This window comes from Clostridium sp., assembly GCF_030532265.1.
Classification (GTDB): domain Bacteria; phylum Bacillota; class Clostridia; order Clostridiales; family Clostridiaceae; genus Clostridium.
In genome coordinates, this window is sequence record NZ_JAUNLM010000025.1 from 1 (window position 1) to 18,304 (window position 18,304).

The window sequence follows — 18,304 nt, forward strand, 5'->3', positions numbered from 1 at the left end:
AATTAGAAAATCCTATGAGAATAAGAGAAGTAAAGAAATCTATAGCCCAAATAAAGACCATCTTAAGAGAAGAAGAGTTAAGGGTTGTTGAACAGTAGATCTGGAAGGAGGTAAGCCTTAATGGAAAGAGGACTAAGAAAAAAGAAAGTTGGAAGAGTTGTTTCCGATAAAATGGATAAGACTATAGTAGTTGCAATCGAAACTAAAGTAAGACATCCACTATACGGAAAAACTGTTAACAGAACAACTAAATTCAAAGTTCATGATGAAAATAATGAAGCTAAAGTTAACGATAGAGTATTAATAATGGAAACAAGACCTTTATCAAAGGATAAGAGATGGAGACTTGTTGAGATAGTTGAAAAAGCTAAGTAATATAGCTTAAAGACTGAAAGGAGGGTAATCTAATGATACAACAACAAACTAGATTAAAAGTTGCTGATAACTCAGGCGCTAAGGAAATAATGTGTATCAGAGTATTAGGCGGATCTAAGAGAAAGTACGGTAACATTGGAGACATAATAGTTGCCAGCGTTAAAAGTGCAACACCAGGCGGAGTTGTTAAAAAAGGTGACGTTGTTAAAGCTGTTATTGTTAGATCAGTAAAAGGATTAAGAAGAGCAGATGGATCATACATAAGATTTGATGAGAATGCTGCAGTTATAATAAAAGATGATAAGCAACCAAGAGGAACACGTATCTTCGGACCTGTTGCTAGGGAGCTAAGAGATAAAGAATTTAATAAGATATTATCATTAGCACCAGAAGTTCTATAAGAGGAGGTGGCTGATTTGAAAATCCATGTAAGAAAGAACGACACAGTTGTAGTTATATCAGGAAAAGATAAAGGTAAAACAGGTGAAGTTTTAAAGGTATACCCAAAAACTGGTAAAGTACTAGTTCAAGGAGTTAATATAGTAAAGAAGCACCAAAAAGCAGGTAGAACTCAAGCTGAAAGTGCTATAATCGAAAAAGAAGCTGCAATAAACAGCTCAAAAGTAATGTTATATTGTACAAAGTGCAAAAAAGCTACTAGAATTAGCAATAGAATCTTAGAAGATGGTTCTAAGGTTAGAGTATGCAAGAAGTGCGGAGAAACATTCTAAAAACTGAAAGGAGGTTAACAATATGACAAGACTTCAAGAAAAGTATGAAAAAGAAATAATTCCAGCTATGATAGAAAAGTTTGGATATAAAAATATAATGCAAGTCCCAAGACTTGAAAAGATAGTAATCAACATGGGAGTTGGTGAAGCTAAGGACAATCAAAAAGTTTTAGAATCAGCTGTTAGCGATTTAACATTAATATCAGGACAAAAGCCTATATTAACAAGAGCTAAGAAATCAGTTGCTAACTTTAAGATTAGAGAAAATATGGCATTAGGATGTAAAGTTACATTAAGAAAGGCAAATATGTATGAATTTGCTGACAAGTTAATGTCAATTGCTTTACCAAGAGTTAGAGATTTCAGAGGAGTTTCAGCTAAATCATTTGATGGAAGAGGAAACTACTCACTAGGAATTAAAGAACAATTAATATTCCCAGAAATAGAGTACGATAAAATCGACAAAGTAAGAGGAATGGATATTATCTTCGTTACAACAGCAAACACTGACGAAGAAGCAAGAGAATTATTAAGATTCCTTGGCATGCCATTTGCTCAACAATAAGGAGGGATAAAGATGGCACGTAAAGCGATGATAGAAAAGTGGAATAAAACACCTAAGTATAAGACAAGAGCTTATACTAGATGCAGAATATGCGGAAGACCACATTCTGTATTAAAGAAATTCGGTATATGCCGTATCTGTTTCAGAGAACTTGCATATAAAGGCCAAATCCCTGGTTGTAAAAAAGCAAGTTGGTAATACTGAAGATATAGTGAAAGGAGGCACATTAAATGGTTATGACAGATCCTATAGCAGATTTGCTAACACGTATAAGAAACGCAAATGCTGTTAAACATGAAGTAGTAGAGGTACCTTCATCAAATGTAAAGAAGGCCGTTGCAAATATATTATTACAAGAAGGATACATCAAAGAAATTGATGAATACAATGATGGAGTAGTTCCAATGTTAAGAATAACTCTTAAGTATGGAGCTAACAATGAAAGAGTAATCACTGGATTAAAGAGAATATCAAAACCAGGATTAAGAGTATACTGCAAGAAGGATGAAACTCCTAAGGTTCTTAATGGTTTAGGAATCGCTGTTATCTCAACATCAAAGGGAATAATGGTTGATAGAGAAGCTAGAAAGAATGGCGTAGGTGGAGAAGTTCTTTGCTACGTTTGGTAGTATTTAAATAAGATTATATAATCGAGAGATTTTAACATATGTATGCAGATAGAGAAAAACAGGAGGTGCAATTATGTCAAGAGTAGGTAGATTACCAATTGCTATCCCTGCTGGTATCACAGTTACAGTAACACCAGATAACGTTGTTACTGTAAAAGGACCTAAGGGTGAGTTAGTAGAAGCTATGCACAAAGACATTAATATTACGGTTGAAAACAACGAAGTTGTTGTAACTAGACCTAGTGACGTTAAAGAGCACAGAGCTCTTCACGGATTAACAAGAGCACTTATAAACAACATGGTTAATGGAGTTGAAAAAGGATTCCAAAAGACTTTAATCTTAAACGGTGTTGGTTACAGAGCTCAAAAACAAGGAAATAAACTTGTTATGAACCTTGGATATTCACATCCAGTTGAAATAGAAATTATGGATGGTATCGAAATCGAAATACCTGAAGCTACAAAAGTTGTTGTAAAAGGAATCAACAAGCAAAAAGTTGGAGAAGCAGCAGCTCAAATAAGAAAATGGAGAAAACCAGAACCATACAAGGGTAAAGGTATAAGATACGAAGACGAAGTTATCAGACGTAAAGAAGGTAAAACTGGTAAGTAATAAAAGAAAGGAGTGAGCTTTATATGTTCAAAAAAGCAGACAGAAAAGCTAGCAGAAAGAGACGTCACTTAAGAGTGCGTAAGAAAGTTTTCGGTACTCCTGAAAGACCAAGACTTTCAGTATACAGAAGTGAAAAAAATATCTATGCACAAATAATAGATGATATAAACGCTGTAACAATAGTTGCTGCTTCAAGCTTAGAGAAAGATTTCTCAGCTAAGGGCGGAAATAAAGAAGGCGCTAAACTAGTTGGTGAATTAGTTGCTAAGAAAGCACTTGAAAAAGGATTAACAGAAGTTGTTTTCGATAGAGGCGGATATGTATATCACGGAAGAGTTCAATCATTAGCTGAAGGTGCTAGAGAAGCAGGCTTAAAATTCTAAGAAACGAGGAGGGAAATAAATGAGAATCGATCCTAGTACACTAGACCTTAAAGAAAAGGTTGTTAACATAAACAGAGTTACTAAGGTTGTTAAAGGTGGTAGAAACTTCAGATTCGCAGCTCTAGTTGTTGTTGGAGACGAGAACGGACACGTTGGAGTTGGAATGGGTAAATCTATCGAAATACCTGAAGCAATTAAAAAAGGAATTGAAGACGCTAAGAAAAACTTAGTATCAGTTTCAATGGTAGGAAATACAGTTCCTCACGAAATCCACGGAAGATTTGGAAGAGGAGACGTTCTTATCATGCCAGCTAAAGAAGGTACAGGAGTTATCGCTGGAGGTCCAGCTAGAGTTGTACTTGAATTAGCAGGAATAAAGGATGTTAGAGCTAAATCATTAGGTTCAAACAATCCTAACAACATGGTAAAAGCTACAATCAACGGATTAGCAAACTTAAGAACAGCAGAAGATATTGCTAAATTAAGAGGAAAATCTGTTGAAGAAATATTAGGTTAGGAGGGGAAATTGCATGGCTAAGTTAAGAGTTACTCTTGTAAAAAGCTTAATCGGTAGAAAAAAAGACCATATCGCTACTGCAAATGCCCTTGGACTTAAGAAAATAGGTAAAACAGTAGAGCATGAGGGAACTCCTCAAATCAATGGTATGATCAAAAAGATAAGCTACATGTTAAAAGTAGAAGAAGTATAATAAAGAGGAGGTGCAAGACGTATGAAACTTCATGAATTAAAACCAGCAGCTGGAAGCAGAAAAGCTCCTAAGAGAGTAGGAAGAGGAACTGGTTCAGGTTTAGGAAGAAACGCTGGTAAAGGTGAAAAAGGACAAAACGCTAGATCAGGTGGTGGAGTTAGACCAGGATTCGAAGGTGGTCAAATGCCATTATACAGAAGACTTCCTAAGAGAGGATTCACTAATATCTTCGCTAAAAAGATCGTTAGCATAAATGTAGATAGATTAAACATTTTTGAAAACGGTACAGAAGTTACTCCAGAAGTATTACTAGAAAGAAGAGTTGTTTCTAAAGTAATGGACGGAGTTAAGATTCTTGGAAACGGAAACTTAGAAAAGAACTTAACTGTTAAAGGATGTAAGTTCTCAAAATCTGCTATCGAAAAAATCGAAGCAGCTGGAGGAAAAGTTGAGGTGAAATAAGAATGCTATCAACCCTACGTAATGCCTGGAAGGTACCTGAACTGAGAAAGAGATTTTACTGGACAATATTTTTAGTGGCAATCTTTAGGATGGGAAGTCATATTCCTGTTCCTGGGATTAGCGCTGATTATTTAAAAAGTTTAACTCAATCAGGTAATTTGATGGGTTTCTATGATTTAATATCAGGAGGAGCCTTCAGTAGATTTAGTATTTTTGCTCTTGGTGTAATGCCATACATTAATGCATCAATTATAATGCAGCTTTTAACAATCGCGATACCTTCATTAGAACAACTTCAAAAAGAAGGTGAAGAAGGTAGGAAAAAGATACAAAATGCTACTAGATATGTATCTATTGTAATTGCAGTAATTCTTGCATTTGGAATGTATGCTACTATTTCTCAAATGGGAGCAACCATTGGTATGAAAACTGTACAAATGATAGTAGTCATTTTAGCATTAGTTGTTGGATCTACATTCTGTATGTGGTTAGGAGACCAAATTACCGTTAAAGGTTTTGGAAACGGTGTTTCAATCTTAATATTTGTAAATATAGTTTCTAGATTACCAATGACACTTAAGTCTATGATGATTTTAGAAAACTCAGGAGAAATAAGTATTGTAGAAATAGCATTATTTATAGTGTTTGCTTTAGCAACACTTGCAGGAGTAATATTCTTCTCACTTGCTGAAAGAAGAATTCCTGTGCAATACGCAGGCAAGGCAGTTGGGAACAAGGTTATGAAGGGACAGTCAACTCATATTCCTTTAAGCATTGTAGGATCAGCTGTAATAGCAATAATATTTGCTATGTCAGTAATGCAATTCCTACCAACAATTGCTGGATTCTTTCCACAACATGAATGGGCAAAATGGGTTACTAGTAGTCCTTGGAGTATATTTAATAGCAAAACTTGGATGTATCCAATCGTTTATTCAATATTAACTATATTCTTTACATGGTTCTATACTCAAGTTACATTTAAACCAGAAGAAATGTCAGAGAACTTGCATAAATCTGCTGGATTTATACCGGGTATTAGACCAGGTGAGCCTACAACTTTATACTTTGAAAGTATTCTTAATAGAGTATCTTTCATAGGTGGAATATTTGCAGCACTACTTGCTGTAACACCAATAGTTATAAATAACTATACTGCATTCAAAGGAATACAATTTGGGGGAACAGCACTTCTTATTGTAGTGAGTGTTGCTCTAGATTTCACAAGAAAACTAGAATCACAAATGATAATGAGACACTACAAAGGATTTCTTAAATAAGATTAAATAATGGAGATGATGCCCGTGAAAATTATTTTACTAGGTCCTCCTGGAGCAGGAAAAGGAACACAGGCAAAATCAATTAGTAATAGATATTCAATTCCACATATTTCAACAGGAGATATTTTTAGAAAGAATATTTCAGAAAATACTCCTTTAGGAATTGAAGCTAAAAAATATATGGATAACGGGCAATTAGTACCGGATTCAGTAACTATAGATATGGTTAAAGATAGACTTCAAGAAGAAGACTGTAAAAATGGATACCTATTAGATGGTTTTCCAAGAACAGTTGCTCAAGCTGAAGCTCTACAAGAGTTCTTAGATAGTAGAAATGAGGGATTAGATACAGCGCTATGTATTGAAGTTCCAAGTGAATTCATACTAGAAAGAATGACTGGAAGAAGAGTATGCCCAGCATGCGGAGCAAGTTATCACGTTAAGTTCAATCCACCAGCGGTTGAAGGAAAATGTGATCTTTGTGGTAGTGATATAGTACAAAGAAAAGATGATACAGAAGAAACTGTAAAAGAAAGACTTGACGTATACGAAAAGCAAACTCAACCACTAATTGATTTTTACAGAGAAAAGAATTTACTTTCAACAGTTGATGGAACAAAAGCCATTAATGAAGTATTTGAAAGTATATGCGATATATTAGGAAGCGCTAAATAATGATTCAAATTAAAGATGATTTAGCACTTAACCTGATGAGAAAAGCAGGAAAAATAGTAGGAGAAACACTTCTATTATTAGAAAAAAATATAAAACCAGGTATAAGCACTAAAGAATTGGATACAATAGCAGAAAAGTTTATAATAGAGCAAGGAGCTATACCATCTTTCAAAGGATTATATGGTTTTCCAGCTACATTATGTATTTCTGTTAATGAGCAAGTAGTTCATGGTATACCGGGAGGTTACATATTAAAAGATGGTGACATAGTCAGTATCGATTGTGGAGCTTTAATTGATGGTTATCATGGAGATGCAGCGAGAACTTTTCCTGTAGGAAATGTTTCAGAAAGTGCAAAAAAGCTTATACAAGTTACAAGAGATTGTTTCTTTGAGGGAATTAAGTTCGCTCAAATTGGAAATAGATTATCAGATATATCTAGTGGAATACAAAATTATGTTGAATCAAATGGATTTTCAGTTGTGAAAAGTTTTGTAGGACACGGGATAGGCAGAGATCTACATGAAGATCCTGAAGTACCAAATTTCGGTAGACCAGGTAGAGGTCCAATACTTACAAAGGGCATGGTTTTAGCTATAGAACCAATGGTTAATGAAGGATCCTTTAGAGTAAGAACTTTAAAAGATAATTGGACGGTTGTAACAAGTGATGGAAAACTGTCAGCACATTACGAAAATACAGTTGCAATTTTACCAGATGGTCCCGAAATATTAACACTAGTTAAATAAAGTGTTGCTTAGTTATAAATTTGCTTAAGTTATTGGAGCAGTTTATTGCTAAGGTAATCATCGAGGTGAAAAATTTGCAAAACAATGACTTGATTGGGAAGGTAGTACTTTCTTTAGCTGGTAGAGATAAAAATCATTTATATATAATAATAGATGTAATTGATGATAAGTTTGTGTTATTATCAAATGGTGATACAAAAACAATCAATAAACCTAAGAAAAAACAGGTTAAGCATTTGAGAATTTTGGAAGATATAGATGAACAAATAAAATCAGCCATTGTCAGCGATAGGAAAGATACTGACTTAAAAATTAAGAGATTTTTAAAATTAAAAGGCATTGTTAAGGAGGGTTGATTACCTTATGTCAAAAGATGATGTTATAGAAATGCAAGGAGTCGTTTTAGAATCCTTACCTAATGCTAACTTCCAAGTTGAACTTGAAAGTGGGCACAAAATTCTAGCACATATATCAGGAAAATTAAGAATGAACTTCATAAGAATTTTACCTGGTGATAAAGTTACAGTGGAGCTTTCTCCATATGACTTAACAAAAGGTAGAATTACTTGGAGAGCAAAATAAGATAGGATAGTCTATCAAATATTACAAGGAGGGTTAGCGATGAAAGTAAGACCATCAGTTAAGCCTATTTGCGAAAAGTGCAAAGTAATTAAAAGAAAAGGAAGAGTAATGGTAATCTGTGAAAATCCAAAGCACAAGCAAAAACAAGGCTAATATAGATAAATATTAGACAAAAAATACAGATTAGGTATTTAAAATTTATTGACTTTTTTGTCAAAGTCAAATATCATTATATAGGCATTTAATTAAATAATTAGATTTTAGGAGCGGCTGATAATAGAGAAAATTTTCTCTATTACCTAAAATTTTATTATATATATTCATATCTTCAAAGATTGAAGATAATAAATTTTTAGGCATTTCAATTACCAGGAGGTGTAAATTTTAATGGCAAGAATAGCAGGTATAGACCTACCAAGAGAAAAAAGAGTTGAAATAGGTTTAACTTATATTTATGGAATAGGATTATCTACTTCTCATAAAATATTAGCAGCTACAGGAATAAATCCAGACACAAGAGTTAAGGATTTAACTGAAGATGAAGTTAATGCTTTAAGAACTTACATTAAGGATCTTACTATCGAAGGAGACTTAAGAAGAGAAGTAGCTTTAAACATCAAGAGATTAGTAGAAATTGGATGTTATAGAGGAATTAGACATAGAAAAGGTCTTCCAGTAAGAGGACAAAAAACTAAGACTAATGCAAGAACAAGAAAAGGTCCAAAGAAGACTATTGCAAACAAAAAGAAATAGTTAGGAGGGAAAGCAATGGCAAAGGTTAAAAAAACTAGAAGAAGAAAAGATAGAAAAAATGTTGAACATGGTGCAGCACATATCAAGTCAACTTTCAACAATTCAATAGTTACTTTAACAGACGCTCAAGGAAATGCGTTATCATGGTCAAGTGCTGGAGCTCTAGGTTTCAGAGGATCAAGAAAAAGTACACCATTCGCAGCACAAATGGCAGCAGAAACTGCAGCTAATGCAGCAATGGAACACGGTTTAAAGAGCGTTGAAGTATATGTAAAAGGACCTGGTGCTGGAAGAGAAGCAGCAATCAGATCATTACAAGCAGCAGGATTAGAAGTAACTTTAATAAAAGATGTTACTCCAATCCCACACAACGGATGTAGACCACCAAAAAGAAGAAGAGTCTAGTATTTGATTCATACAGGAGGTGTAATTAATGGCAAGATATACTGGAGCTACATGTAGATTATGTAGAAGAGAAGGCATGAAATTATTCCTTAAAGGGGATAGATGTTATACAGATAAATGTGCTTTCACAAGAAGAAGTTATGCACCAGGACAACACGGAGCAGCTAGAAAGAAATTATCTAACTATGGTGTACAACTTAGAGAAAAGCAAAAAGCTAGAAGAATATACGGAGTGTTAGAAGGTCAATTCAGATCATACTATGAAAAGGCTGAACACATGAAGGGTATCACTGGTGAAAACTTATTAATGTTATTAGAATTAAGATTAGATAACGTTGTTTATAGATTAGGATACGGAGCTTCAAGAAAAGAAGCAAGACAATTAGTTAACCACGGACATTTCTTAGTAAATGGTAAGAGAGTTGACATTCCTTCATACAGAGTATCAGTTAACGATGTAATAACTGTTGCTGAAAAGAGTAGAGGAAGCGAAAAGTTCAAAACTTTCGTTGAAAATCCAAAGACTTTACCAAAATGGTTAGAAGCTAACGTTGAAAACTACGAAGGCAAAGTAGTTGCTGAACCAACAAGAGAAGATATTGACGTACCAGTTAATGAAACTCTTATCGTTGAGTTATACAGCAAATAATTGTAGTATTTGTTAGAAATATAAATTTATAACAAATATAGAATCAGTTGCCCTCAGAATAAGGTTGCCATTTTAAAAATAAGGAGGGTTCGTATGTTAGAAATCGAAAAGCCAATAATTGAATGTGTAGAGGCAAATGAAGACGGTACTTATGGTAAGTACGTTGTTGAACCATTAGAAAGAGGATATGGTATTACATTAGGAAATGCCCTAAGAAGAATATTATTATCATCATTACCTGGAGTTGCAACTACTTCAGTTAAAATTGATGGTGTACTTCATGAGTTTTCTACAATACAAGGAGTTAAAGAAGATGTTACAGAAATAATTCTTAACATTAAAGCTTTAGCTTTAAGAATGAATGGTGAAGGTCCAAAAACTATATATATAGATGCAAAGGGACCTGGTGTTGTTACAGGAGCAGATATAAAAACTGATGGAGATGTTGAGGTTGTTAATAAAGATTTACATATAGCAACTTTAGACAACGACGGAAGACTTTATATGGAGTTAACTGTAAACAGAGGTAGAGGATATGTTACTCAAAATAAAAATAAGAGTGAAGATCTACCAATATCAGCAATAGCTGTTGATTCAATATATACACCAGTTAAGAGAGTTAACTTTAAAGTAGAAAATACTAGAGTTGGTCAAATTACTGACTACGATAAGTTAACACTTGAAATTTGGACTAATGGAACTATAAAGATTGATGAAGCTATAAGCTTATCAGCTAAAATCTTAATAGAACATTTTAAATTATTCATGTCATTAACAGATGAGACTAATGATGTTGAAATTATGATAGAAAAAGAAGAAGATAAAAAGGAAAAAGTACTAGAGATGACTGTAGAAGAGCTTGACTTATCAGTTAGATCATATAACTGTTTAAAGAGAGCTGGTATAAATACAGTTCAAGAACTTGCTAACAGATCAATGGATGATATGATGAAGGTAAGAAATCTAGGAAAGAAATCCTTAGAAGAAGTTGAAAAGAAGCTTAAAGAGTTAGGCTTAAGCTTAAAGCTAGGCGACGAGTAAGGAGGTAAATCCATGGCAGTTAATCGTAAGTTAGGTCTTTCATCAGACCAAAGAAGAGCTATGCTAAGAAACTTAGTAACTAGTTTTTTAAAGCATGGTAAGATTGAAACAACTGAAACTAGAGCAAAAGAAACTAGAAGTTTAGCTGAAAAAATGATCACTCTTGCTAAAAGAGGAGATCTTCACGCTAGAAGACAAGTATTAGCTTTTGTTCAAGAAGAAGCTGTAGTAAAACATTTATTTGATAATATAGCTCCACAATACACTGAAAGAAACGGTGGATATACAAGAATGTATAAAAAAGGTCCTAGAAGAGGAGACGGAGCAGAAATGGTTATACTTGAATTAGTTTAATCATTTTGATGGGGATTAAGATGTGATCTTAGTCCCCGTTTTGTTATATATAAAAGTAAATTATATAGAGGTGTAATGATTTAAATATTCTGAATACAGTTGAAAGTTGAAATTTATGGTATATAATATTCTTAAATGTATATACATTTAAGTTACACTTGTATATAGTATATTATTTAAATAGCAAATAAAATAATAGTTAGTATAATTTTATGGAGGACCAAATGAGTCAAGAAATGATAAAATGTGAGAATTTAGTTTTTAAGTATACATCACATGAAGAGGGTATTGAAAAATATGCTATTAATGGTGTTGATTTAACAGTTAAAAAGGGTGAATTTTTAGTTGTATTAGGACATAATGGTTCAGGTAAATCAACGCTTGCTAAACATATGAATGCTTTACTTTTACCTACAGATGGTGTTGTTTATGTTGATGGAATTAATACAAAGGATGAAGAGAGAATATGGGATGTTAGAGCTAAGGCTGGTATGGTATTTCAAAATCCAGATAATCAAATGGTAGCAACAATAGTTGAGGAAGATGTAGCCTTTGGACCTGAGAATTTAGGAATAGATCCTAAAGAAATACGAAAACGTGTTGATGAAAGTTTAGAAAAGGTTGGAATGAGTGAATATAAAAGACACGCTCCGCACCTTTTATCAGGAGGACAAAAACAAAGGGTTGCTATAGCAGGAATATTAGCTATGAAGCCTGAATGTATAATATTTGATGAACCAACAGCAATGCTTGATCCATCAGGCAGAAAAGAAGTTATAAAGAATATAAAAGAGATAAATAAAGAATATGGTATTACAATCGTTTTAATAACTCATTATATGGATGAAGCTGCTGAAGCTGATAGAATAGTAGTTATGGACGATGGGAAGCTTATTATGGGTGGAACTCCAAAAGAGGTTTTTTCAAAAGTAGAGCTTATGAAAAAAATTGGGTTAGATGTGCCACAAGTAACAGAGTTAAGTTATGAATTATCAAAAGAAGGTATAAATTTAGATAGCAAAATAATAAATGTAGATGAGATGGTGAATGCGTTATGTCAATTAAAATAGAGAATTTAACACATGTATATATGCAAAATGGGCCTTTTGAAAAAAAAGCATTAGATGATGTAAATATAGATATAAAAGATGGGGAATTTGTTGCTTTAATAGGTCATACTGGTTCAGGAAAATCAACATTAATACAACATATGAATGGATTATTAGAAGCAACATCAGGTAAAATTATTGTAGATGGTGATGATATAACAAAAGAAGGTGTGAAGCTTTCAGATGTTAGAAAAAAGGTTGGTTTGGTATTTCAATATCCGGAATACCAATTATTCGAGGAAACCATTGAAAAGGATATATCATATGGTCCTACAAATTTAGGTTTAGATAAAGATGAGATACATAGACGTGTAATAAAATCAATGGAAATGGTTGGTCTTGATTATGAGTTTTATAAGAATAAGTCTCCATTTGATTTAAGTGGAGGTCAGAAGAGAAGAGTAGCTATAGCAGGAGTTGTAGCTATGGAACCAAAAATTTTAATTTTGGATGAGCCTACAGCAGGGTTAGACCCGAAGGGAAGAGATGATATATTAGATCAGATAAAGATTCTTCATGAAAAATATAATATGACAATAATACTTGTAAGTCATAGTATGGAAGATGTAGCTAAAATAGCAGAAAAAGTAATAGTTATGAATAAAGGAAAGGTAGCTTTACAAGGTACTCCTTCAGAAGTTTTTAAAGAAGTTGATACACTAGAAAATATAGGACTTGGTGTACCACAAGTTACTTATCTTATGAGAGAACTTAGAAATAAAGGGTTTAATGTAAGTGATGAAGTGTATACAATAGAGCAGTGCAAAAAAGAATTATTAAAGATATTTAAAAATAATAAAAATAGTGAGGGAGTGAAATAGGTGATAAAAGATATAACTATAGGGCAATATGTACCAGGAGAATCATTTACACATAAATTAGACCCTAGAACAAAGATATTAATATCATTACTTTTTATAGTATCTTTATTTATAATAGATAAGTTTGTGGGGTATATTTTTGTTGTAGCTTTTATTGCAGCAGTGATTATAAATTCAAAGGTGCCACCAAAATTTATATTAAAGGGATTAAAACCAATTATTTTTTTAGTTGTATTTACATCAATACTTAATATATTTATGATAAGAGGAACTGAAGATACTTTATTATTCCATTTTGGATTTTTGAAAATTTATACAGAGGGCGTTAGAACTGCTGTATTTATGGCTCTTAGATTAATATTCTTAGTTGTTGGAACTTCACTTCTTACTTTAACAACATCACCTATAGAGTTAACAGACGGTATAGAAAGACTGCTTAGACCTATAGGAAAAGAATTAGCACATGAATTAGCTATGATGATGACTATAGCATTAAGATTTATACCAACATTAATGGATGAAACGGATAAAATAATGAAAGCGCAAAAAGCTAGAGGAGCAGATTTTGAATCAGGTGGAATAATTCAAAAAGCAAAGAGTTTAATACCACTTTTAGTACCTTTATTTATTAGTTCGTTTAGAAGAGCTGATGAACTTGCTATGGCTATGGAAGCAAGATGTTATAGAGGTGGCTCAGGAAGAACTAGAATGAAGCAATTAAAGTTTACTAAAAATGATTTTATAGCATGGGTTATATTTGGTGTTTTATTTATAATTAGTATAATTATTAGAATTTACTAGTAAAGGTGATTTTAGATGAAAAATATAAAGCTTACAATAGAATATGACGGAACAAATTATTTTGGATGGCAAAAACAAAAGAATAATAGTAAAACTATTCAAGAAGTATTAGAAAAAGCTATACAAAAAATTGTAAAGAAAGAAGTTTCATTAATAGGAAGTTCTAGGACAGATTCAGGGGTTCACGCAAAAGGTATGGTAGCTAATTTCTTAACAGATAGTAGAGTTCCAGCAGATAAGTTTAGAGAAGCTATAAATACAAAGCTTCCAGATGATATAGCCATAATAAAATCAGAAGAAGTAGACAAAGAGTTTCATGCAAGATATGATAGCAAAGGAAAAACATATTGTTATACTATTATAAACAGATTTGAGAAGGTTTCTTTATATAGAAATTATTCTTATCATGTAAGAGAAGTATTGAATATAGAAGAAATGAAGAAAGCCTGTAATTATTTTATAGGAACTCATGATTTTAGTGCTTTTAAAAGTAGCGGAAGTTCTGTGAAAACATCCGTTAGAACCATTAAAGATTTACATATAGAAAATGATAATAACATAATAAAGATATATGTAACTGCTGATGGTTTTTTATATAATATGGTTAGAATAATAGTTGGAACTTTAATTGAAGTTGGAAGAGGAAAAATAGCTTCAAATGATATAAAATCAATAATAAATGAAGGTAAAAGAGAACGTTCTGGTTTTTGTGTTCCGGCTAATGGGCTTCTTTTAGAAAAAGTTTATTATTAATATAAAAATTTTAAATAAATACATTGACACGCCCGTAAGCGTGTATTATAATAGTGTATGTTTGTTAGAATATTTATGTATATAAGATCTAGTTTGAAAGATCTTAACATAAATGCAATATTACATATTGCTAATCGTAAGTTCAAGGAGGGAAACATAGATGAAATCATACATTGCAAAAGCACAAGAAGTTGAAAGAAAATGGTATGTTGTTGACGCTGCTGGAAAGCCACTAGGAAGAGTTGCTAGCCAAGTTGCTTCAATATTAAGAGGAAAGAACAAGCCAACATTTACACCAAATGTTGACTGTGGAGATTTCGTTATCGTTATAAACGCTGAGAAAGTTGTTTTAACTGGTAAGAAATTAGACCAAAAAATGTTAAGAAAACACAGCTTATACGCTGGTGGATTAAAAGAAACTCCATACAGAGAAGTTTTAGAAAAGAAACCTGAATTTGCTTTCGAAGAAGCAGTTAGAAGAATGCTTCCAACAGGCGTTTTAGGAAGAAAAATGTTAAAGAAATTAAACGTGTACAGAGGAGCTGAGCACGATCACGCTGCTCAAAAACCAGAAGTACTTGAGTTAAGATACTAATTATAAGCTCGGGAGGAGGAGTTCAAATGGCAAAAGTTCAATACATGGGAACTGGAAGAAGAAAGAAATCAGTTGCAAGAGTAAGACTTGTACCAGGTGAAGGTAGAGTTATAGTAAATAATAGAGAAATCGAAACATATTTCGGATTAGAAACTTTAAGAGTTGTAGTTAACCAACCATTAGTTTTAACTGAAACTAAAGACAAATATGACGTTTTAGTTAACGTTCATGGTGGTGGATTATCAGGTCAAGCAGGAGCTATAAGACATGGTATATCAAGAGCTTTATTAAAAGCTGACGAAAACTTAAGACCAGAATTAAAGAAAGCTGGATTCTTAACTAGAGACCCAAGAATGGTTGAAAGAAAGAAATACGGTCTTAAAAAAGCAAGAAGAGCTCCACAATTCTCAAAGAGATAATATTTGGGGTACGGATATCAGGAAAGAGAAGTATATACTCAGTATATACTTCTTTTTTTGTACCAATTTATATAAATATCTCTACAAAATTTTAATTGTAAGAAAATGTAACCTTATATTAAATCTACGTTAAAAAATATTTATTAATATTAACAAATGTTAATAAATAATGTACACTTAAGTCATAAAATTAATGATTTAAATAGATGATTAATAAATTGTAGATGGAGGAAACAATATTGAATTCTATAGTTACAACAGTTATAACTTTAATGGGAGGATTAGGACTATTTCTTTATGGAATGAAATTAATGGGAGATGGTCTTGAAAATGCTGCTGGAGAGGGTTTGAAAAAGATTCTTGAAAAAGTTACATCAAATCCATTAGTTGCAGTATTAGTTGGTGCAGCAGTTACTGCTGTAATACAAAGTTCTAGTGCAACAACAGTAATGGTAGTTGGATTTGTTAATGCAGGATTAATGAATTTAGCTCAAGCAGCTGGTGTAATAATGGGAGCTAATATAGGTACGACTATAACAGCTCAATTAGTTGCTTTTAAACTTGATGATATAGCTCCAATTTTTGTTTTTGTTGGTGCAGCTATTGTAATGATGGCAAAAGCTCAGAAGAGAAAAGAAATTGGACATATAATTTTAGGATTTGGTATATTATTTACTGGAATGGGAATGATGAGCGATGCGATGAAGCCTCTTGCTGCATCACCTATGTTTGAACAATTAGTAATAGCAATTAGTGATAATATGTTTATAGGTGTTATAGCAGGTGCAGCAATAACAGCAATACTTCAAAGTTCATCAGCAACTACTGGTATACTTATAGCTCTTGCTACAGCAGGTGCAATAAATATAGATGCAGCTCTTCCAATATTATTTGGATGTAATATTGGTACTTGTATAACAGCAATGCTTGCAAGTATAGGAACAAATAAGACAGCCCATAAAGCAGCTTTAATACATTTAATATTTAATGTTGGAGGAACAATAATTTTCTTACCGTTCTTAGGGATTATTGGTAACATTGTCACTCAAATGAGCCCTGGAGATGTTCAAAGACAAATAGCTAATTCACATACAGTATTTAATATAGCTAATACATTAATTATGTTACCACTTAGAAATTACTTAATTCTTGCAGTAAATAAATTAGTTCCAGGAACGGATGAAATTGAAAAAGCTGGTCCTAAGTACATTGATGATAGATTACTTGAAACACCAGTTATAGCTGCTGGACAAGTTATTAAAGAAACTATAAGAATGGCAAATAAAGCAAAACAAAATCTTGAGTTATCAATGAGTGCTTTTATGAATCAAGATGAAGAGCAGATAAAAAAGGTTTATGAGAATGAAAGTATAATAAATACTTTAGAAGAAGAAATAACAACATATTTAGTAAAACTATCAAAATGTGAATTATCAGATAAAGAAAAAAGTATAGTTGCATCAACTTTTTATATAGTAAATGATATTGAAAGAATTGGAGACCATGCTGAAAATATAGCTGATCTTGCAATACAAAGATCAAATAAGAAGTTACAGTATAGTGAAGATGCAATTAAGGAATTAGAAGAAATATATAACTATACATTAACAGCTTTAGAAATAGCAATAGAAAGTTATGAAAATAGAGATATTAAAAAAGCAAGAACGCTTGAAAATGTTGAGGAAAGAATTGATTCATCACAGAAAGAATATAGTGAGAAACATATTAAGAGATTATATAATGGAAAGTGTAATGCTTATGCAGGTGCTATATTCTTAGACTTAATATCTAATTTTGAGAGAATAGGTGATCATGCAAAGAATATTGCAGAAAGTGTTATTGAAGATAGTGAACTTTAGAAATAATTAAGGACTAGTTAATCTAGTCCTTTTTTTATAAAAGTTTTTATAGAAATTATTACAAGAATAATTAAAATGCTTAATCACATAATAGAGGTATAAGTCTTAAATTAGGAGGAGAGTTTATGAAATTTCTAAAGAGCATTATTATAACATTAATATTTTTTTTATTAGGAACAACAGGAGTAAATGCTTTAGAGAATAATGAAAATAGTTATAAAGTATTGATAGACCCTGGTCATGGTGGATATGATGGAGGTACAAAATCTAAAAATGGAACATTAGAAAAAGATATTAACCTTCAAATATCTTTAAAACTTAAAGATATTTTAAAGAATAAGGGATATAACGTTAGTATGACTAGAGAAGATGATATAGCTTTAGCTAATAAGAAAATAGAAGACTTAAATTTAAGATGTAAAATGAAAAAAGAAAATGATTGTGATATTTTTATATCAATACATCAAAATGCTTTTAAAACAGGAAATACTAAAGGGCTTCAAGTTTGGTATTCTAATAATGAAAAAAGCAAAAATTTAGCTGAATCTATACAACTTTCTGTTAAAGAACAGCTTCAAAATAATAATAATAGGGTTGCAAAAAATGCAAAAAATGATTACAAAATATTAAGAGATGGGTATGATGGTGGAAGTATAATAGTTGAATGTGGATTTCTTTCAAATTATGAAGACGAGCAAAATTTAAAAAATGATGAATATCAAAATAAATTAGTAGAGGCTATAACAATTGGTATAGAAAAATATTTTAGTGAAAAGCATCAATAATAATATTAAAGCAAAAGTCATATTTCCTAGGAAATTAGGGATTAATGTAAAATATTAATCCCTTTTTAAAGTTTAAAAAATATAAAATTGTATATTTAATAATTATTAAAGTAAAGGATTAATCTATTTTAAAGAAAACTTTAAAATAATATTTATTAATATATTGTAAATTTAATAGAAAATTTATAAACTATAAATTGGGAGGG

General features: G+C 31.9%; 31 protein-coding genes. All 31 read left to right on the forward strand.

Translation table 11 applies throughout. From position 1 onward, the window contains the following. Positions 1 to 98 (forward strand): 50S ribosomal protein L29 (rpmC, locus tag Q4E08_RS06940; RefSeq protein ID WP_303129676.1); only part of this gene is annotated, 98 nt, incomplete at its 5' end. Positions 99 to 120: 22 nt separating this feature from the next. After that, positions 121 to 375: a 30S ribosomal protein S17 gene (rpsQ, locus tag Q4E08_RS06945; RefSeq protein WP_024615604.1), complete on the forward strand. Its 255-nt coding sequence runs from the start codon at positions 121 to 123 to the stop codon at positions 373 to 375. A 32-nt stretch (positions 376 to 407) separates the two neighbouring features. Further along, a complete protein-coding gene (rplN, locus tag Q4E08_RS06950; protein WP_024615605.1) occupies positions 408 to 776 on the forward strand; it encodes a 50S ribosomal protein L14 in 369 nt (122 codons plus the stop codon). A 15-nt stretch (positions 777 to 791) separates the two neighbouring features. Continuing rightward, positions 792 to 1,106, forward strand: a complete 315-nt coding sequence (gene rplX / locus Q4E08_RS06955; RefSeq protein ID WP_303129582.1) for a 50S ribosomal protein L24 — start codon at positions 792 to 794, stop codon at positions 1,104 to 1,106. Positions 1,107 to 1,128: 22 nt separating this feature from the next. After that, a complete protein-coding gene (gene rplE / locus Q4E08_RS06960; protein ID WP_303129583.1) occupies positions 1,129 to 1,671 on the forward strand; it encodes a 50S ribosomal protein L5 in 543 nt (180 codons plus the stop codon). A 12-nt stretch (positions 1,672 to 1,683) separates the two neighbouring features. Next, the gene (locus tag Q4E08_RS06965; RefSeq protein ID WP_024615608.1) at positions 1,684 to 1,869 is read left to right on the forward strand and encodes a type Z 30S ribosomal protein S14; all 186 of its coding nucleotides are present in this window, start codon (positions 1,684 to 1,686) and stop codon (positions 1,867 to 1,869) included. 32 nt (positions 1,870 to 1,901) lie between these two features. After that, entirely contained in the window at positions 1,902 to 2,300 is a 399-nt protein-coding gene (gene rpsH, locus Q4E08_RS06970) for a 30S ribosomal protein S8 (protein ID WP_024615609.1), read from the forward strand. Between the two features lie 73 nt (positions 2,301 to 2,373). After that, positions 2,374 to 2,913 carry a 50S ribosomal protein L6 gene (gene rplF, locus Q4E08_RS06975; protein WP_303129584.1) on the forward strand — a complete coding sequence of 180 codons (540 nt, stop codon included), beginning with the start codon at positions 2,374 to 2,376 and terminating at the stop codon, positions 2,911 to 2,913. Positions 2,914 to 2,936: 23 nt separating this feature from the next. After that, a complete protein-coding gene (gene rplR, locus Q4E08_RS06980) occupies positions 2,937 to 3,296 on the forward strand; it encodes a 50S ribosomal protein L18 (RefSeq protein WP_303129585.1) in 360 nt (119 codons plus the stop codon). Between the two features lie 19 nt (positions 3,297 to 3,315). Then, entirely contained in the window at positions 3,316 to 3,813 is a 498-nt protein-coding gene (gene rpsE / locus Q4E08_RS06985; protein ID WP_303129586.1) for a 30S ribosomal protein S5, read from the forward strand. 13 nt (positions 3,814 to 3,826) lie between these two features. Then, positions 3,827 to 4,006, forward strand: a complete 180-nt coding sequence (gene rpmD / locus Q4E08_RS06990) for a 50S ribosomal protein L30 (protein ID WP_303129587.1) — start codon at positions 3,827 to 3,829, stop codon at positions 4,004 to 4,006. Positions 4,007 to 4,027: 21 nt separating this feature from the next. Continuing rightward, a complete protein-coding gene (gene rplO / locus Q4E08_RS06995) occupies positions 4,028 to 4,468 on the forward strand; it encodes a 50S ribosomal protein L15 (protein WP_303129589.1) in 441 nt (146 codons plus the stop codon). A 2-nt stretch (positions 4,469 to 4,470) separates the two neighbouring features. Beyond that, positions 4,471 to 5,748: a preprotein translocase subunit SecY gene (gene secY, locus Q4E08_RS07000; protein WP_303129591.1), complete on the forward strand. Its 1,278-nt coding sequence runs from the start codon at positions 4,471 to 4,473 to the stop codon at positions 5,746 to 5,748. Between the two features lie 24 nt (positions 5,749 to 5,772). Further along, positions 5,773 to 6,423 carry an adenylate kinase gene (locus tag Q4E08_RS07005; RefSeq protein ID WP_303129593.1) on the forward strand — a complete coding sequence of 217 codons (651 nt, stop codon included), beginning with the start codon at positions 5,773 to 5,775 and terminating at the stop codon, positions 6,421 to 6,423. Next, positions 6,423 to 7,172, forward strand: a complete 750-nt coding sequence (gene map, locus Q4E08_RS07010) for a type I methionyl aminopeptidase (RefSeq protein WP_303129594.1) — start codon at positions 6,423 to 6,425, stop codon at positions 7,170 to 7,172. Before Q4E08_RS07005 ends, map begins: the two co-directional genes overlap by 1 nt. 74 nt (positions 7,173 to 7,246) lie before the next feature. Beyond that, positions 7,247 to 7,528: a KOW domain-containing RNA-binding protein gene (locus Q4E08_RS07015; protein WP_303129595.1), complete on the forward strand. Its 282-nt coding sequence runs from the start codon at positions 7,247 to 7,249 to the stop codon at positions 7,526 to 7,528. A gap of 7 nt (positions 7,529 to 7,535) precedes the next feature. Next, on the forward strand, positions 7,536 to 7,754 hold the full coding sequence (infA, locus tag Q4E08_RS07020) for a translation initiation factor IF-1 (protein WP_024615619.1): 219 nt from the start codon (positions 7,536 to 7,538) through the stop codon (positions 7,752 to 7,754). Between the two features lie 39 nt (positions 7,755 to 7,793). Then, positions 7,794 to 7,907 carry a 50S ribosomal protein L36 gene (rpmJ, locus tag Q4E08_RS07025; RefSeq protein ID WP_003373491.1) on the forward strand — a complete coding sequence of 38 codons (114 nt, stop codon included), beginning with the start codon at positions 7,794 to 7,796 and terminating at the stop codon, positions 7,905 to 7,907. Between the two features lie 234 nt (positions 7,908 to 8,141). Beyond that, on the forward strand, positions 8,142 to 8,507 hold the full coding sequence (gene rpsM / locus Q4E08_RS07030; RefSeq protein WP_024615620.1) for a 30S ribosomal protein S13: 366 nt from the start codon (positions 8,142 to 8,144) through the stop codon (positions 8,505 to 8,507). 15 nt (positions 8,508 to 8,522) lie between these two features. After that, a complete protein-coding gene (gene rpsK / locus Q4E08_RS07035; protein WP_303129638.1) occupies positions 8,523 to 8,912 on the forward strand; it encodes a 30S ribosomal protein S11 in 390 nt (129 codons plus the stop codon). A gap of 28 nt (positions 8,913 to 8,940) precedes the next feature. Further along, on the forward strand, positions 8,941 to 9,561 hold the full coding sequence (gene rpsD, locus Q4E08_RS07040; protein ID WP_024615622.1) for a 30S ribosomal protein S4: 621 nt from the start codon (positions 8,941 to 8,943) through the stop codon (positions 9,559 to 9,561). Positions 9,562 to 9,654: 93 nt separating this feature from the next. Further along, complete coding sequence (locus Q4E08_RS07045) at positions 9,655 to 10,602, forward strand: DNA-directed RNA polymerase subunit alpha (RefSeq protein WP_024615623.1); 948 nt, start codon at positions 9,655 to 9,657, stop codon at positions 10,600 to 10,602. A gap of 12 nt (positions 10,603 to 10,614) precedes the next feature. After that, positions 10,615 to 10,956, forward strand: a complete 342-nt coding sequence (gene rplQ, locus Q4E08_RS07050; protein WP_303129641.1) for a 50S ribosomal protein L17 — start codon at positions 10,615 to 10,617, stop codon at positions 10,954 to 10,956. 224 nt (positions 10,957 to 11,180) lie between these two features. Further along, entirely contained in the window at positions 11,181 to 12,026 is an 846-nt protein-coding gene (locus Q4E08_RS07055) for an energy-coupling factor transporter ATPase (RefSeq protein WP_303129643.1), read from the forward strand. Then, positions 12,011 to 12,886, forward strand: a complete 876-nt coding sequence (locus Q4E08_RS07060) for an energy-coupling factor transporter ATPase (RefSeq protein ID WP_303129644.1) — start codon at positions 12,011 to 12,013, stop codon at positions 12,884 to 12,886. Before Q4E08_RS07055 ends, Q4E08_RS07060 begins: the two co-directional genes overlap by 16 nt. Further along, positions 12,887 to 13,687, forward strand: a complete 801-nt coding sequence (locus Q4E08_RS07065) for an energy-coupling factor transporter transmembrane protein EcfT (RefSeq protein ID WP_303129646.1) — start codon at positions 12,887 to 12,889, stop codon at positions 13,685 to 13,687. It begins immediately after the preceding gene. A 15-nt stretch (positions 13,688 to 13,702) separates the two neighbouring features. Beyond that, positions 13,703 to 14,440 (forward strand): tRNA pseudouridine(38-40) synthase TruA, encoded by a 738-nt coding sequence (gene truA / locus Q4E08_RS07070; RefSeq protein WP_303129648.1) that lies wholly within the window; start codon positions 13,703 to 13,705, stop codon positions 14,438 to 14,440. A 160-nt stretch (positions 14,441 to 14,600) separates the two neighbouring features. After that, a complete protein-coding gene (gene rplM / locus Q4E08_RS07075; protein ID WP_003454462.1) occupies positions 14,601 to 15,035 on the forward strand; it encodes a 50S ribosomal protein L13 in 435 nt (144 codons plus the stop codon). A gap of 26 nt (positions 15,036 to 15,061) precedes the next feature. After that, the gene (gene rpsI, locus Q4E08_RS07080; RefSeq protein ID WP_303129654.1) at positions 15,062 to 15,454 is read left to right on the forward strand and encodes a 30S ribosomal protein S9; all 393 of its coding nucleotides are present in this window, start codon (positions 15,062 to 15,064) and stop codon (positions 15,452 to 15,454) included. Between the two features lie 239 nt (positions 15,455 to 15,693). Continuing rightward, positions 15,694 to 17,313: a Na/Pi cotransporter family protein gene (locus Q4E08_RS07085; RefSeq protein WP_303129655.1), complete on the forward strand. Its 1,620-nt coding sequence runs from the start codon at positions 15,694 to 15,696 to the stop codon at positions 17,311 to 17,313. Between the two features lie 125 nt (positions 17,314 to 17,438). Then, complete coding sequence (locus tag Q4E08_RS07090) at positions 17,439 to 18,098, forward strand: N-acetylmuramoyl-L-alanine amidase (RefSeq protein WP_303129656.1); 660 nt, start codon at positions 17,439 to 17,441, stop codon at positions 18,096 to 18,098. The last annotated feature ends 206 nt before the right edge of the window (positions 18,099 to 18,304 follow it).